The following is a 14,968-nucleotide window of genomic DNA, read 5'->3' as shown; positions in this document are numbered from 1 at the left end:
CCAACACTTTAATGAAAGTAGGAAGACATGCATGAGTGAATCCCAGGCACGCAGTGCCCCAAACACAAACGACTATGGCCACTCGGTCTCGTTCCGCGAGGCCATGATCGTCTGGTGCCGCGTAGCGCTCTTGAGTTTCGGCGGCCCGGCCGGACAGATCGCGGTTATGCACCGCATCCTTGTCGAAGAGAAAAAGTGGATCAGCGAAAGCCGCTTCCTGCATGCACTCAACTACTGCATGCTTCTGCCGGGGCCGGAGGCGCAGCAACTGGCCACCTATATAGGCTGGCTGTTGCATCGTACCGCTGGCGGCCTTGTGGCCGGAATACTGTTCGTGCTGCCAGGCTTCCTCAGCATTCTGGCGCTGAGCATTCTTTATGCCGGCTTTCAGGACTTCACACTTGTTCAGGCTATTTTCTTCGGGATCAAGGCGGCTGTGCTCGCTGTGGTGATCGAGGCAGTGCTGCGTATCGGAAAACGGGTACTGAAAAATCACTACATGTATATGATCGCGGCTGCCGCCTTCGTCGCTATCTTCTTTCTGGATTTGCCCTTTCCGCTGATTATCGCCACGGCGGCTTTGGTTGGCTTTATCGGCAGCCGCATCGATCCGGCCCACTTTGTGGTCATTAAAGGCCATCAGCCCCAGGCTGGTGCCACCGAGCCGGCGGTAGATGCCATGCTAACTAACGGTGGTCAAGATCACACTCGGCCAAACACAGCACGTACCCTGCGTGTTGCAGTGATCTGGCTTACCCTGTGGTTCGTGCCGCTAATCGCACTGGCCGCCGTGCTAGGCAGCGACAACGTCTTTACTCAGATCGGGCTGTTTTTCTCCAAGCTCGCCGTAGTGACCTTCGGCGGCGCTTATTCGGTGTTGGCGTACATGGCCCAGGAGGCTGTCCAGAACTACGCCTGGCTAACACCGGGCGAAATGCTCAATGGCCTCGGCATGGCCGAGACTACGCCCGGACCGCTAATCCAAGTAACCCAGTTCGTCGCCTTCATGGGCGCTTTCCGCGACGCCAGCGGGCTCGATCCGTTCACAGCGGGCTTTCTCGCCTCGATCCTGGCGACCTGGGTGACCTTCGTCCCGTGTTTTCTGTGGATATTCATCGGCGCGCCTTATGTTGAGTCTTTGCGGGACAATCAGGCGCTCAGCGCGGCCCTGTCGGCGGTCACTGCGGCTGTGGTGGGCGTGGTGCTAAACCTCGCGATCTGGTTCGCACTTCACGTTGTCTTTGGCGAGGTCAACGTCGTCCAAGCCTTCGGATTAAAACTGCAGGTCCCGGTGCTTGCTACGCTTGACGTCGCCAGTCTCGTCCTGGCGATCGGGGCTTTCGTGGCCATGCTGCGCTTTCATGTCGGCATGATACCGGTCATATTCGTAAGTGCCGCATTGGGAGCGGGGTGGTACATGCTGACGTAACGCCATACTTGCAGGCCTGCTTGGCACCGTGCGCTGTGCTTAGTGCTCTACCGCTCTAGAAAAACATGGCAGAAGCATCAAGAAATCATCCCTATGTATCTTTTAACCAATCCAAAGGAGGATATCTATGAAACTGTACCAATGGGTCATGCCAATACTGGGGCTTCTACTGATACCCATGTCAGCATCGGCTAAGACGGAGGAAACGAGCAGCCTCAGTGAGATCGTTGGCAAAGCCTCAGGCATGCAAACCAAAATCACTGAGGATGGCGTGGTCCGACTCGGTTGGCCTCGCCAGGATGTGGCGGTTACAGTCGATGGAATGTCTTTAGCGCCACCAGCTGGACTCGGTTCCTGGGCCGCTTTTAAGCCTGCACATGAGGGGGTGATGCTGATGGGTGACACCGTCGTCTTCGAAGATGAGATCACCCCAGCCATGGACGCCGCTCTTGCGCACGGATTGGAAGTGACCGCTCTGCACAATCATTTTGTCTTCGATGATCCGCCTGTTTACTTCATGCACATCGGAGGCATGGGCGATTCCGCCAAGTTGGCCGAAGGTGTCAAGGCAACTTGGGACGCCATCAAAGCCGTGCGGAAGGAACATCCTCAACCACAACGGCGTTTCTCCGGCGGGGTGCCGGAATTAACGGGCAAATTTAACGTGGAACAGTTGCAGGACCTCTTAAAAAGCACTCCTGAACTGAACGGAAAAGTTGTGAAATTCACCTTTGGGCGTGAAGGCAAAATGCACGGCGTCCCCGTTGGCGCCTCCATGGGTTTATCCACCTGGGCGGCCTTTTCCGGCAATGATCAATTCGCCGCCGTGGACGGCGACTTTATTATGACGGCCGACGAAGTGCAGCCAGTAATCAAAAGCTTACGTGAGAATGGCATTCATATCGTCGCGCTTCATAATCATATGATGGGCGAGACACCGGCTTTCTATTTTCTACACTATTGGGGTAAGGGGCCGGCGGCCAACCTCGCAAAAGGTATCAAGAAGGCGCTCGATACTCAGAAGCAGTGAACTTGTGATGGCCCAACCTCACGATTGAGGCGTATTGAGCATCGGCTTTTCGGCTAAGAGTCAATGGTGGGCTTTGCCGCTAGGCCGCCAAAGGACATAGCGGGGTCGATGTATCGCATAGCTGACTCGATATCTTTCCAACCCACATAAACCATCAAGCACCTGAGCCCCAGCCGTCGGCTGTGGCCCAGGTTACCCGAGCACCGATTGGCGTGGTTCAGAGTCACTCGCGACGCCAGATTGCCAAGAGCTAAGATAGATGACGAAGGCAAATCGGCGCGATTGTATAGGCGGCCCGCAAAATGAAGCTCGGCGGAACGCGCTTACTGCAGAATAAATTCCGCAAACTCCCTCAGTGTGGCAAACCCAGCCTGCCGTACCTTACCCTCACGATGCAGGTGATGGCCCTGCATGCCCTGTGTCTCTGGCCCTAGAACATCGGCAACCAGCGTATCGCCAATCATCGCGATGGCGGAAGCCTCAAAACCAAATTGTTCGATCACCTGACGATAAATTGCAGGCTCTGGCTTTATCGCCCCAACCTCGAAGCTCCACGCGTAAACATCAAACGCGGGCAAGAGCAGCTTAGCTGGGATCGCATAAGGGGCCGCGAGATTGGAGCACAACGCAAGCTTCAACCCAGCCTCCTTAAGTTGATTTAGCGATTCCAGGGTGTCCTCAAAGCAGCGAATGCTGGCCAACTCGGTAAAAAGATCGGTTTCAAGGCGAGCCAGCTCGAATTGGTTCAATTGGGCACCGAACAAAGCGGCAGCTCCAGCTAAGCCCAAATTTTGGGTCATCAGAATCCGTGCATCGCCTGGCTTTGGTTGCCTGCCCTGAAGCCGCAGTTGCTGCATCAACTGACGGAAAGGATGGCGTCGCTCGCCGATTTGGAGCAGCGTGCCGAATACGTCGAAAACTACTGCTTTTATCACGCCGGTACCTTTACCGTTGAAGGCGAACCTCCACCCATAGAGCGGTGGCCATACTTCAGTCTTCTGAGTTGGTCTTCTTCAATGGTGGCAGGAAGAAGATGGGTCGCTGCGGGGGAGCTATCAAAATGTCAGTGGATTTGATGCTTGTGCCCTTGCGGCGCTTAGTTTTGCCATCTTTGCCGATCGCCAGCAAATCACCGGTTGCGACAGCAATATCGAGCGCCTGCTTTACGCGAAGCTCGTCAGCCATGGTGTAGTTTGTGATTCCGCTCATCAACCCCAGAAAGGGTTGCCGTTCGACCTCATAGACTTGCTTGGGTAGAAGCTCGGAAAGCTCGCCACGGATGCGGTCATCCGTGGCATCGTCGAAGTGGTGCTCATCCAGCAGCAAATCGTGTTGGCCTGTCACGGCAATATCACGATTGGCGTCGTAGCCGAAAAAGCTGGAAGGCGACAGCATGTGGGAAAAATTGTTGCCGTATTTCCAGTGAATCTTCTTCATCACATCGTTGGCGCGGTAGTTGTTTGCCAAGTGGATGAACCAATAGGCCATCGGGTTGCTGCCGGCCGGACGAATGAAGAAGACGGTCATGTACTGGGCACCGCTTTCCTGCTTGATCCCCTCAGACAGATAGCGCTGGATCAGGTATTGCCAGCTCCGCGGCTGATGCGCCTTCAGCTGTTTGAGCATTTCCCATGGCACATGGTGATCCAAGCCGATATTGGAAATGGCTTTCCGGTTCGCTTGGCGGTCGGCCAGGTAGGTAACCAGAAAATCGACATTGAAGGTCAGCAGGACTTCGGCTTTGTTGAGATTCTGGAAAATCCATTTGATCTTGGGGAACGGCACGTCGGCATAACCGTACTGATCCAGCAGGAAGAGAACACGCTCACCCTTGCCGAAGTGCTTGAGCTTCTGAGCGATTATCGGCAAGGCCTCGGTGAATTCGGCGCGATGCAGATGCACATCCTGACCAACCCGAGGGGCGTGACCACGTGCGGCCAATACCGAATGCAAGCAGGCGATATTCTCAGGCTTCACATCCACGAAATAGTGCTGGGAGCGGATGGGCCGTGGCTTGATACGCTCTAGATTGTTTCGGATCTCCGACGCCTGAATCGCCTCCAGAGCTATTACTGGAGAGCCAAAGTGGTGTTTGCCTGCGCCGTCATGGTAGATACCGCCGCCACTGAAGCCATCGACGATCGATAACCCCAGTTCTGGCATCAGCTGGTTGCGCATCAGCACGTCGATGTAAGTCTGGATGTACTCATCGATGATCTGGTGTTTGATCTTGCTGTGCGGATCGATGATCGGGAAGGTCTGCGTACTCCAATCCCAGCGGTACTTTTCATCATCCTTGGCCATAGCCTATTCCTTGCACTGATTCAGGCGAGATTGAGCAGAGGGATTTCATCCCAGGTCTGGCCGTTCAATAGTCGGCCATTCGCCCTTTTCGAACGCTTCACTCCGTCGGCCCCCCAGCCGCCCCATTGCTTGAAGAAGAACGCTGAGCCAAAGGCATCGCACTGGCGATGAATATTGTCGACCCACTCTTGCTTCATCGGCCGCGCCTTAGGCCCTGACTCTCCACCGACAATGACCCAATGGATGTCGGTCAGATCCAGCTCACCTAAGTCCTCTAGCAGCGGCTCGGCAGAGAGGAAGCGAATCGTGGCATCGATTTTGCGCAGGCAGTCGATCCTCGGCACTCCATATTCGCGGTCCTCAACTGACACCCCCAGCCAGGCATTGGCTGGCGGCGTCCGCTTACTGAAGTAGGCGGCCAGACGCTCGGCACGCTTGGTGAGGATTTGAAAGGTGTGCTGGGAGGCCTTTCGGATGACCTCGAACACTTGGTCGATATATTCGTCCGATACGTTCTCGTGGAATAAGTCGGACATCGAATTGACGAAGTAAATGGTCGGCTTCTTGCGCTGCAGCGGTTCCTGCAGCTTTTCCGGTCGCAGACTAAGGCGAAAACCGTTCTCGTAGCCAGGCGTCCCCATGGCCTGCAGTCGGCGCGCCATATTCTCCGCATAGCAGTGTTTACAGCCCGGCGACACCTTGGTGCAACCCACTATTGGGTTCCAGGTCATTTCTGTCCATTCGATGCTGGTCTGCGTACTCATTGCACCGTCACTCCTGTTGTGCGTCGATGTTAGTGAGAGGCTGGCAGTCTAGTCAAAGTGCCAGCATTGAGTTCAAGGGCGGGCCTAGCCGCCAGGCCGCCAAAGGAGATGGCCGGATCGATATAGCGCATGGCTGATTTAATGTCCTTCCACCCCACATACGTCATCAGGGCTTTGATATCCCAGCCGTTAGCGGTGGCCCAAGTAGCGAAGCCACGGCGCAAGGAGTGGCTGGTGTACAGCTCAGCCGGAACACCGGCGCGCTGTAGGATTTGGCGCAACAGCGTGATGAGACTTCCGGGATGCAACGCTTCGTCGTTGATGTGCCCCCAGCGATCCACACGGCGGAATACCGCCCCGCGAGTAATCCCGGAGACACTAACCCAGTCGAGATAGGCCTGCACCGGGCACAGTTGTTTCAAGGCCGGTGCGTAGTGGGTGGTACCGAAGTTCTGCCGGTCACCCTTGCTCTGCGGTAGAAACAAGCGCATGCCAGCGCCGGCTTCGGCCTGTACATACTCGACCTTTAGTCGACAGAGTTCGTCGCTTCTAAAGCCCCGCCAGAAGCCGATCAGCAGCAGGGCCGCGTCACGCCGGCTACGCAGCAGACTAGCTAGGTCCCCTGATATATGAGCTCGCTCGGCTTCCCGATTCAGCCATTGAGCTGCCTGTTCGAGATGCTGCAGCTGCAATGGAGCAGCTTGCTTGGCTTGCGCCGGATGCAAGGTGCGAATGCCTTTGAGTACCTGGCGCACCGTGGGGGTCTTCGTCGGGTCAGGAAAGCCTTGGGTGATATGCCACTGAGCCAGGGCCGCTAGGCGCTGCTTCAGCGTGTTTAGGCTCAAGGTGTCTGCGTAGTCCACAAGGTAGCGAACGATGCTGTCGCTGGTCGCGGGCAGGAAACCACCCCAAGTCACTTCGAAGTGCTCGATGGCTGATTGATAGCTGCGGCGAGTGTTTTCTCGCGTGCCGGCTTGCAGATAGCGCCCAACGTCCTTCATCGCCTAGATGGCCTTTTGTGTACTGAAAAATGGCGTTAACGAGCCGCTTTTTGCCGATTCAATTGAATAATTCTAGATTATTCTGTCTAACATTATATGAAAATTCCTCCTTTACAACAGGTGATTTTCATATGTAAATACATGGTATGTAACACACTACGAAATCGTAGGAGCAACCATGGCACGGGGCGGCATCAACAAAGCGCTGGTTCAGAAGGCGCGACAGGTGATTCTGACGCGGGGAGAGAACCCCAGCATCGATGCGGTGCGAGTTGAACTTGGCAACACCGGCTCGAAAACCACCATTCACCGCTACCTGAAAGAAATAGAGGAGGCTGAGCGCGGCCGGCAAACGGCTCCGTCTCTCAGCGAGCAATTGGGCAATTTGGTGAGCCTGCTCGCTGAGCAGCTCAGAGAAGAGGCTCAGGCAGCCGTAGCACAGGAGCGCGAGCAGCTGGCACGCGAGCGACTCGATTACCAGGACCAGATGCGGCAGGCTGAAAGCCGAATAGAGCAGCTTGAAGGTCAGTCTTCTACGCTCGGGGAGCAGCTCAACGCTGCTCAGCAGGCACTGCAGCACGAGCAACAGAAGTGCAAGCAGGTCGAGCTGGAAAATGCGCGGTTAGCGCAGGCCAATGCCGATCAGGAGACGCGCCTGATTGATCGCGACAGCCAAATTGTGTCGCTGGAGGACAAGCACCAACATGCCCGTGATGCACTGGAACACTACCGGCAGGCCAGCAAGGATCAGCGCGAGCAAGACCAGCGGCGTCACGAAGCCCAGGTTCAGCAACTGCAGGTTGAGCTGCGACAGCTCCGACAGACTCTGATAGTTAAGCAGGACGAGCTGACCCAGCTTAACCGTGACAATGCACGTCTACTCACCGAGGCGCGGCAGATGCAGAAGGATCAGCGTGCTCAAGAACAGCATCTCACGCAGAAAACTCAGGCCTTGGAGATCGCCCGGAGCACATTGACCGGAATGGAGCGTACGAATGATGCACTGGAGCAGCGCTGCCACGCTTTGCAGGATGAAGTCGCCCGGCTTGGCGAAGCCACCGATGCTCAGGCACAAAGAGCCCAGGGCCTACAGGAGCGCTTGTCCGAAGCCCTCGCGCAGCTGAAGCTGCTCAGGCATGCGCCGCCTGCCGTCCCCGGCGACGCAAGTAGCCCATGATCCGGCTCACTGCGACCAGAAACAGACACCGGTACCGTGGGCGGGTCAGACAGGCAAACCATGTTCACCAATTTTCAGGCTCAGCGGACGCAAAGCCTGCAGGCGCCGTTGAGTCACTGACCATGTGACTGCGAATGCTGCCTGATCGGCGCACTCAACCTTCGGCCCAGAAATCGTCCTTTCGCACCAAACCAAACTCATCCTGATTGGTGTCAGGTTCATCATCGAACATGGTGTTAACCATTCGCTCGCGGCGAAGCATGGCCAGCGCTCGGAAAAAGCACGATTCACAAAGGTGAATCTCATAGCGCTCGCCATCATGCTTTGAACCGTACCCCCAGCAAGCTTGAAGAACGCCGAACTGGTGACCATAACCTTCAACGCTTGTGCTCTGGCAACAGGCGTCGCAAGTAACGTCTGAGGTCGTTTCCGTCGGCTCGGTAGCAACGTGGCGCATGATCATCAGCTCCAAGGAGAGGGAGGCTTTCGGCTGCCTTCCAACTTACCAATCGATATGTGGGGCATTGAAAAAGGCGACCCGAGAGATCACCTCGAAGTGACGAGGGTAGCGTATGTCGGCACGGTCAATGTATTCGAGCGTAGAATTCACTTAGGAATCAAACAGTTAGAACGGGAGTGAGTGAAATTTCCCCTTATCTCGGCATGCACCCGTGTTGCGGTGCACAGGAAATTACCTAGGCTCAGCTGCAACGCTTCCTACCATAAGAAGAAACTTCAGCTATCGAGGCGGCAGATCGCCTTGGCTATTGCCCTTCGTGTCAAAGGCTTCTCTGGCCGCATCAATTTCGGAAATATGGCTATTGGCCCAAGTTCCAAGTGCGATAACAGGTTCTGTAAGAGAGCGCCCAAGAGGTGTCAATTCATATTCCACATGCGGCGGCATAACCGCGATGACCGTTCGCTTGATAAGTCCATCGCGCTCAAGCCCGCGAAGGCATAGCGTTAGCATTCTTTGGGATATGCCGTTAATGGCACGCTTAATTTCTGTAAAGCGGCGTGGACTGCCTGACAAAAAAATAATAATGAGAACACTCCATTTTTCCCCAATGCGAGCCAGCACCTGACTAATCTTTTGACAATCAGTGTCTTTCAAATCATACGGTCCGGTTACATCCATAATACTGAGTTCTCTACATGTGCCGTATTGTGTGTTCTCAGCGGCGTGGTTACATTCCTAGCTCTAGTATCAACTCTATACTAGGGGCCTGGCTATGACACTACTTCATAGGAACAAACCGGACACGCGGGGCATTCGCACTGACCTTGCCGCCACCTCAGTTAGTCACCTCTCCGCCACGGAATTCCGGGCCTTCCAAGGCATTGCTATTTTAGCGCCAACCACGGCAGGCCTGGCTGGCCTATGGCTGGCCGTCACCATGTTCTTTGCTGTACTCACTCACTTATTTGTTATCGGCGGGAGCCCTGCCCCTGCCCCGGCTCTGGTGCTGCTCGTTGCTACAACAATTGTGTGGCTGCACCGCGCCAATGTCGTGGCCACTTATGGCCGCCTGAGCCGATCTTGATACATTGGAGAAGAATGCCATGAACTCAGTTCTTGCTAATAACACCGAGGTCGCAGTGCGGCGCATTGTGTACCGCACGCGGGGCCACGGTCACGGCCCGATTACCAGGCTGATGAGTCCGTCCGACCTCGGACAGATCGCCAAACCCTTCGTGTTCCTCGACCTGTTCGATGCGGACAAGCGCACCATACAGGCGATGGCCGACATGCCGCTGCATCCACATTCAGGCATCGCCACTGTGACTGTTCCGGTCGAAGGGGCCTTCCACTACGAAGATCCAGACAGCGGTACCTCCGGTAAGCTCGCTTATGGTGGAGTGGAGTGGTCACGCGCCGGTGGCGGCATGTGGCACGGCAAGGAACTGTCTGCTGCTGACACGCCGCGGATCCAAGGGTTTCAACTTTGGGTGGCATTGCCCGCCGAACTTGAAAACGGCAAATCCGAGAGCTGCTACATCGAAGCTCGAGACATGCACAAGATTGGGCCTGCGCATGTCATTGTCGGCAACCATGAAGGCGTACAAAGCGCGGTTCCCGCACCGGACGGTTTCAATTATCTGCTCGTCACGCTCATGCCGGGCGATCGCTGGACATACCGTCCGCCGGCAGGCCATACCGTCGGCTGGCTGGCGCTCGCCAAGGGCCAACTCGATGCCGGTGCTCCTGGCTGCGCCAGCGCAGGTGAAATGGTGGTGTTCGAGCCGGGCGAAACGCCCATTGCGCTCGAGGCCTCTGGCCAGGAAGGTGCTGTATTCGTTCTCGGTTCGGCTGTACCCCATCCGTACCCACTGCACCTTGGCTACTACTCGGTGCATACCTCTGCGCAGGCGCTGGAGGCCGGCGAACGCCGCATCGCTGAATTGGGCAACAAGCTCAAGGAAGCCGGAGATCGACGCACGGCATCGGGAACGATACCGGTGTTCCGGTAGCAGTACCTCCCGGGCCGTCCATGTAGCTTGAACAATATATGGCTAAGCGACTGACGGCCGTCACTGTCTTCCTATTTCCGACGACGCCCCCCTGCCCCGAGCACCATTGCTGAAATTTGCTGCCTCAGACGCTGCTCGATCATTGGCCGTCAAGACTCCGGGTATGGGATTCATAGCGTGGCAGTTGGGTGTCTTGGGAAATTGGTCGGCAGCGCGGGTCATTACTCAGTTGACTTGCCGGTTGGCACTGATAGAGAAATAGCCCGTAGATACGCCTGTATCAGCGTACAGAGGTGTGCCTGCAGCACATCGACGAGCTCAGCGGACGCGTCATCCTCCAGCAAAGCCTGTGCCGGACCGATCATGGCGCTCATGGTCAAGAGGCTGGCCGTGCTCAAGTCGTCAAAACGTGCATCCGTGGCCGTATCAAGCATCGAGGCCACCGCTCTGTGCATACGCCCCTTGGCATGTGCGACCAAGAGAGCGCCTCCATGCTCTTCGGCAACGGCATAGAGTGCTTTCGACGCCGAGGGATGTTCCAGTTTCGCCCCAAGGAATGCATAAACCAACTCATGAGCCATGTCGGCTATCGGCTTCCTTCTCTGCGCGATGCACGCTTGTTCCACCGCCACAGCAACCTGGTCGAGGTGCCGCCCCAATACTGCCGCTAACAGTGATCGGCGGTTGGGGTAGTACTGGTAGAGGCTGCCCACCGACACCCCTGCACGTTCGGCGACACGGGTGGTTGTACAAAGGGCAAGGCCTTCGGCTGCCAAAACCTGAATCGTCGCCATGTGAATGGCGTCTACGGTAGCCATCGACCTCGCCTGAACTGGCGATTTTCTTGGCTTGGGAGGTGGTGCAGATATGGGCATCGAATGCGAATTCATAATCTGAAGAAACCTTCATATTATGAATATTCCTCGAATTAAAGGGAATCTTCCATGAAAGCACATATACAACCCGTGGCCCTGGTGACCGGTGCCAACAAAGGCATCGGCTTGGCAATCACGCAGCAACTGGCCGCACGTGGCTACACTGTCTACCTTGCCAGTCGTGATGAAAAGCGCGGGGCTGAAGCAAAGGCCAGCATCGAACGCCCCGGCTTGGACATTCGACCGATCTGCCTGGACGTCACCGATGTTGAATCCATTGCAGCAGCAGCGGCACGACTGAAGGATGAAGTCGGATCACTCGATGTGCTGGTCAACAACGCCGGCATTGCAGGCCAACCGCTGCCGCCCAGCCAGTGCGATGCACAGGCGTTGCGCGACGTTTATGAGGCCAATGTGATCGGGCCGGTCTCGGTCACCCGGCTGCTGCTGCCGTTGCTTCGAGCTGGGCAAAAACGCACCATCGTCAATGTCTCCAGTGAGTTGGGATCATTGACTCTGCATAGCTATCCCGACTTTCCGTTCGCTCCCGTTAATTTACTAGCGTATTGCTCATCGAAGACGGCGCTCAACGCATTCACCGTACTGCTGGCAAAGGAACTTAGGGAGGACGACTTCAAGGTCAATTCCGTCAATCCAGGGTTCACCGCTACCGATCTAAATGGCTTTACGGGAAAGCGAACGGTCGATCAGGCGGCGGAGATCGTGGTCAAGTATGCGACCTTGGATGTTTCCGGCCCTACGGGGGGATTCTTTACAGACGGTGGGTTTATGCCATGGTGAATGTCAAGCAAACCTGCCGTGCATAGAGCTGGAAGAAGGCTTGGGCGGGCTGTTCATCTAAGCATTCGAACATTCCTCTTTCACCACCTGAAGACACGGGAGCCAGTGGTGGTCAGATATGAAGCCGGCTCAGGCCTCGATCACTCTGCTGCAGCTCTCGTCTGGACCTCAGCCATGTAGCTCAGGACAAACGGATCCTGAGAACCTTGCTCTTTGTAATAACCAACCACGTTGGCCAGCGTCCACCGCAGCAATCTCATCAGCACCGGATCGGAAAATTTCCAGCTGCTCGATTCATACGGATACCGGTTGTTGGTGAATACGTCGCGGTATCTCTCGAAAGAATCTTCCTGGCTGTCTAGGGCCAAGCTGCGACGAATTGCTTCGGGCATCGCATGGAACAACGTCAACAAATCGTGCCTATCAGGGGTTTTACGATTGGTTTTGTCAGTACTTTGCAGATGCTGGTGAGCTGCGGCCAACGCTGCGGCATCGAGTTTGTAGGTCTCACCGGATGTGCCTTGATGCTGGTCAGGCACAGAAATAAAGCTCTTGAGCAGGATTTCCATGCCAATCGCAGCATTGATCTGGGCAACATGCGGCAGGTTCTGCGCGTCCAGAATCTCAGCAGCTTTCAGGTAATTGTGAGCGCTTTGAAGCATCCAGCTTGGAAAATGCCCCATTGCATACTCCTTTGAAAGATGAGCTACCCTTCCCCGCTGCAAATCCTCGGTTCAACCACGCCCCGCGAGCAGCCTGTCGGCCGCTTCGACAAAACCCGCGCCGCCCGGTCCCCGGGTGATCCAGGCCGGCGCCTTGGCCAGGTGCGGCAGGTATTCGCGGACCGTGCTGACCCCCACCGTGTGGCGGAAGAACGCGAACATCGGGCCATCGTTGGTCGAATCCCCGCAATACAGCACCGCCTCGCCATGGCTATCGATATCCAACCCGTGGACGTCGGCGAGTATGCGGCGGGACATGCTCAGTTTGTCGTAGCCGCCCAGCCAGGCCAGCACCCAGAGGTTGTTGACGGTGACATCGGCCCCCGCCTCCCGCAACGCTTCGGCCAGCGCCTGGCGGGTTTCGGCGTGGGCCGGCTGGGCGAATGCCAGGCTGGTCTGCCTGAAGGGCTGGTCGCTGGCCAGTACGGCCTCGGGAACCCGCGCCCGGACCTCGCCGGCGATCGCTTGCAGGCGCTCCCAGACCCTGGCCCGTTCCTCAGCGGCATGCCAGAAGTGGCGACGCAGTTCATGGCCATCGGCGGTGCGCTGGAAAAACAGCCCGCCGTTCTCGCCGATCACGCCGTCCACCGGCCACATGCGCGCCATCTGGTCGCACCAGCCGGCCGGCGCGCCCGTCACCGGGATGACCCGGATGCCACCGTCTTGCAGGCGCTCCAGGGCGTTGTAGGTAGCGGCGGCCAGGCGGCCGCGGTAAGTCAGGGTTTCATCCATGTCGGTGAGCACGAAGCGCACGCCGGCGAATTCCGCAGGGGACGCCGTGGAGAGGTTTTTCATCGGTTCCTCGTGGTCAGGCGAAAGTCGGGTTCAGCGTCGATGGGCCAGGGAGCGCATCAGGCCGAGGAGTCAGCGGTGATTCCGGTGAAGCTAAACGATCTTGAAAACCGGCAATAAATATCGTTTTTACATGAGCTTAGGTTCGCTCCACCCTACCGCTGACCCGCGGCATACACGGCGGCGCCCGCCGTTGCCGAAAGCCGGCGGAACACCAGGGCCGACAAGGCGCAAAACACCCCGTCGATCAGCATCACCAGGGCCACGTCGTTTTGCGCGATGGCGGTGTGGCCGCGCCAGGCCATGACCAGGCTGAGCAACGCCGCCGCGACGCCCACCGACAGGCTCATGCTCAACTGGATGGTCATGGCCGCCAGGCTGCTGGCGCGGCTGGACAGCTCGGCGGGCACGTCGGCATAGGTCAAGGCGCCCAGGGTGCTGAATTGCAGGGAGCGGATGATGCCGCTGCCGAACAGCAGCAGGATCACCAGCCAGTACGGCGTGGCGATATCGAAGCTGGCGCAGGCGGCTATCGTCAGCCCGGTGAGCAGCGCGTTGACGGTCAGGGTGCGACGAAAGCCGCAGCGGCTGACGATCCGCACCGCCAGCAGCTTCATCAGGAAGGCCCCGGCGCCCCCGGCAAAGCTCAGCAGCCCGGCCTGCAGCGGGTTGAGGCCGAAACACAGCTGGAACAGCAGCACCAGCAGGAACGGCTGGGAAGCGCTGCCGATGCGCAGCAGGTTGCCGCCCCAGAAACTCAGGCGGAAGGTGGGGATGCGCAGCAACGAAAGATCGATCAGCGGCTGCGCCACGCGCCTGGCGTGCCTGACATACAAGACGGCGCACAACGCCCCTGTCACGATCAGCGCCAGCGCCCAATGCCGCTCCAGCAGGCCGTGGCCGAACGCCTCGAAACCGAACACCAGGCCGCCCAGTCCGGCAGCGCTGAGCAACAGCCCCGGGCCATCCAGGGGCCGCCCGCGGGCGCCGGGATAGTGGGGAATGTAGCGCAGCACCAGCAGCACGCCGAGGATGCCGATCGGCACATTGATCAGGAAAATCCACTGCCACGACAGCAAGGTCACCAGCAGGCCCCCCAGGGGCGGTCCGAGCACCGGGCCGATCAGCGCCGGGATGGTCAGGTAGGACATGGCCCGCAGTAGGTTGTCCCGCGCCGACCAGCGCAGCAGGATCACCTGCCCCACCGGCACCATCATCGCCCCGGCGGCGCCCTGGGCCATGCGCGCCAGCGACAGCTGCAACAACGAGCCGGCACTGGCACAGGCCACCGAGGCCAGGGTGAACAGCACGATGGCGCTGACGAACACCCGGCGCGGGCCGAAGCGGTCCGCCGCCCAGCCGCTGACCGGCACGAACAGCGCCACGGCCAGCAGGTACAGGGACACCACCAGGTTCATCCGCACACTGGGCTCGTTGAAGTCATGGGCCATCTGCGGCAAGGCAGTGAGCACGGCCGTGGCGTCGATCAGCTCCATGAACAGCGCGCAGCCGATGATCATCGGCACCCGGCGCTGGCTGTCCTGCCCTTGCCGTAAAGGCGTGCTGGCGGACAGCGCGCGAGGCCGCTCGGCGATGCGTTC

Annotated in this window: 15 protein-coding genes; 5 read left to right on the top strand and 10 right to left on the bottom strand. The window is 57.7% G+C overall.

Going from position 1 to position 14,968, the window contains the following annotated elements; genetic code table 11:
• Window positions 1–31: 31 nt before the first annotated feature.
• Both chrA and TO66_RS15525 read left to right on the top strand, forming a co-directional pair.
• Window positions 32–1,429: a chromate efflux transporter gene (chrA, locus tag TO66_RS15530; RefSeq protein ID WP_044463165.1), complete on the top strand. Its 1,398-nt coding sequence runs from the start codon at window positions 32–34 to the stop codon at window positions 1,427–1,429.
• A gap of 127 nt (window positions 1,430–1,556) precedes the next feature.
• On the top strand, window positions 1,557–2,459 hold the full coding sequence (locus TO66_RS15525) for a DUF1259 domain-containing protein (protein ID WP_197092456.1): 903 nt from the start codon (window positions 1,557–1,559) through the stop codon (window positions 2,457–2,459).
• Window positions 2,460–2,782: 323 nt separating this feature from the next.
• Here TO66_RS15525 and TO66_RS15520 read toward each other — a convergent pair whose 3' ends face one another.
• Genes TO66_RS15520 through TO66_RS15505 form a run of 4 tightly spaced genes read right to left on the bottom strand, consistent with a single transcriptional unit; the run spans window position 2,783 to window position 6,528 of the window.
• Window positions 2,783–3,394 carry an HAD family hydrolase gene (locus TO66_RS15520; protein ID WP_044463164.1) on the bottom strand — a complete coding sequence of 204 codons (612 nt, stop codon included), beginning with the start codon at window positions 3,392–3,394 and terminating at the stop codon, window positions 2,783–2,785.
• A gap of 55 nt (window positions 3,395–3,449) precedes the next feature.
• Window positions 3,450–4,763 carry a three-Cys-motif partner protein TcmP gene (locus tag TO66_RS15515; RefSeq protein WP_044463163.1) on the bottom strand — a complete coding sequence of 438 codons (1,314 nt, stop codon included), beginning with the start codon at window positions 4,761–4,763 and terminating at the stop codon, window positions 3,450–3,452.
• A gap of 20 nt (window positions 4,764–4,783) precedes the next feature.
• Complete coding sequence (locus tag TO66_RS15510; RefSeq protein ID WP_044463162.1) at window positions 4,784–5,527, bottom strand: phage Gp37/Gp68 family protein; 744 nt, start codon at window positions 5,525–5,527, stop codon at window positions 4,784–4,786.
• Between the two features lie 29 nt (window positions 5,528–5,556).
• A complete protein-coding gene (locus tag TO66_RS15505) occupies window positions 5,557–6,528 on the bottom strand; it encodes a site-specific integrase (RefSeq protein ID WP_044463161.1) in 972 nt (323 codons plus the stop codon).
• Window positions 6,529–6,706: 178 nt separating this feature from the next.
• Here TO66_RS15505 and TO66_RS15500 point away from each other — a divergent pair, with 178 nt between their 5' ends.
• Window positions 6,707–7,705 (top strand): DNA-binding protein, encoded by a 999-nt coding sequence (locus tag TO66_RS15500; protein WP_044463160.1) that lies wholly within the window; start codon window positions 6,707–6,709, stop codon window positions 7,703–7,705.
• Window positions 7,706–7,859: 154 nt separating this feature from the next.
• Here TO66_RS15500 and TO66_RS15495 read toward each other — a convergent pair whose 3' ends face one another.
• Both TO66_RS15495 and TO66_RS32595 read right to left on the bottom strand, forming a co-directional pair.
• On the bottom strand, window positions 7,860–8,168 hold the full coding sequence (locus TO66_RS15495; RefSeq protein ID WP_044463159.1) for a hypothetical protein: 309 nt from the start codon (window positions 8,166–8,168) through the stop codon (window positions 7,860–7,862).
• 276 nt (window positions 8,169–8,444) lie between these two features.
• Window positions 8,445–8,843 carry a helix-turn-helix domain-containing protein gene (locus TO66_RS32595; RefSeq protein ID WP_080925955.1) on the bottom strand — a complete coding sequence of 133 codons (399 nt, stop codon included), beginning with the start codon at window positions 8,841–8,843 and terminating at the stop codon, window positions 8,445–8,447.
• 425 nt (window positions 8,844–9,268) lie between these two features.
• Here TO66_RS32595 and TO66_RS15490 point away from each other — a divergent pair, with 425 nt between their 5' ends.
• The gene (locus tag TO66_RS15490) at window positions 9,269–10,177 is read left to right on the top strand and encodes a pirin family protein (RefSeq protein WP_044463158.1); all 909 of its coding nucleotides are present in this window, start codon (window positions 9,269–9,271) and stop codon (window positions 10,175–10,177) included.
• A 221-nt stretch (window positions 10,178–10,398) separates the two neighbouring features.
• Here TO66_RS15490 and TO66_RS15485 read toward each other — a convergent pair whose 3' ends face one another.
• Window positions 10,399–10,995, bottom strand: a complete 597-nt coding sequence (locus tag TO66_RS15485; RefSeq protein ID WP_082061095.1) for a TetR/AcrR family transcriptional regulator — start codon at window positions 10,993–10,995, stop codon at window positions 10,399–10,401.
• A gap of 126 nt (window positions 10,996–11,121) precedes the next feature.
• Here TO66_RS15485 and TO66_RS15480 point away from each other — a divergent pair, with 126 nt between their 5' ends.
• Entirely contained in the window at window positions 11,122–11,853 is a 732-nt protein-coding gene (locus TO66_RS15480; RefSeq protein WP_044463156.1) for an SDR family oxidoreductase, read from the top strand.
• A gap of 140 nt (window positions 11,854–11,993) precedes the next feature.
• Here the strand turns inward: TO66_RS15480 and TO66_RS15475 are convergent, their stop codons facing one another.
• The 3 genes from TO66_RS15475 to TO66_RS15465 all read right to left on the bottom strand — a co-directional run bounded on the left by TO66_RS15475 (window position 11,994) and on the right by TO66_RS15465 (window position 14,887).
• Window positions 11,994–12,536, bottom strand: coding sequence for a hypothetical protein (locus tag TO66_RS15475; protein ID WP_044463155.1), 543 nt, complete (start codon window positions 12,534–12,536; stop codon window positions 11,994–11,996).
• A gap of 51 nt (window positions 12,537–12,587) precedes the next feature.
• On the bottom strand, window positions 12,588–13,370 hold the full coding sequence (locus tag TO66_RS15470; RefSeq protein WP_044463154.1) for an HAD-IIB family hydrolase: 783 nt from the start codon (window positions 13,368–13,370) through the stop codon (window positions 12,588–12,590).
• A 152-nt stretch (window positions 13,371–13,522) separates the two neighbouring features.
• Entirely contained in the window at window positions 13,523–14,887 is a 1,365-nt protein-coding gene (locus TO66_RS15465) for an MFS transporter (protein WP_082061094.1), read from the bottom strand.
• Window positions 14,888–14,968 lie beyond the last annotated feature (81 nt).

Origin of the sequence: Pseudomonas sp. MRSN 12121 (genome assembly GCF_000931465.1) — a bacterium.
Taxonomy (GTDB): Bacteria; Pseudomonadota; Gammaproteobacteria; order Pseudomonadales; family Pseudomonadaceae; genus Aquipseudomonas.
This window is presented reverse-complemented; position numbering and strand designations above follow the sequence as displayed.